1 rRNA gene (running past both ends of the window) is annotated in these 300 nt (G+C 51.3%); it reads left to right on the top strand.

What is annotated here, in order from left to right:
- Positions 1 to 300, top strand: a 23S ribosomal RNA gene (locus KO518_RS16945) (it extends past both window edges: 1,301 nt to the left, 1,438 nt to the right).

The following is a 300-nucleotide window of genomic DNA, read 5'->3' as shown; positions in this document are numbered from 1 at the left end:
CTGGGTAGGGGAGCGTTGTGTAAGTGGCTGAAGGTGAACTGTGAAGTTTGCTGGACATATCACAAGTGCGAATGCTGACATGAGTAACGATAATGGGGGTGAAAAACCCCCACGCCGGAAGACCAAGGTTTCCTGTCCCATGCTAATCAGGGCAGGGTAAGTCGGCCCCTAAGGCGAGGCAGAGATGCGTAGTCGATGGGAAACGGGTTAATATTCCCGTACTTATATAATCAGTGATGGAGGGACGGAGAAGGCTAGGCAAGCTTGGTGTTGGTTATCCAAGTGAAAGTGCGTAGGCTG

The organism is Aestuariibacter sp. A3R04, from assembly GCF_018860805.1.
Taxonomy (GTDB): domain Bacteria; phylum Pseudomonadota; class Gammaproteobacteria; order Enterobacterales; family Alteromonadaceae; genus Alteromonas.
The sequence above is the reverse complement of the archived record's forward strand: the minus strand, read 5'-3'. Positions and strand labels throughout refer to the sequence as shown.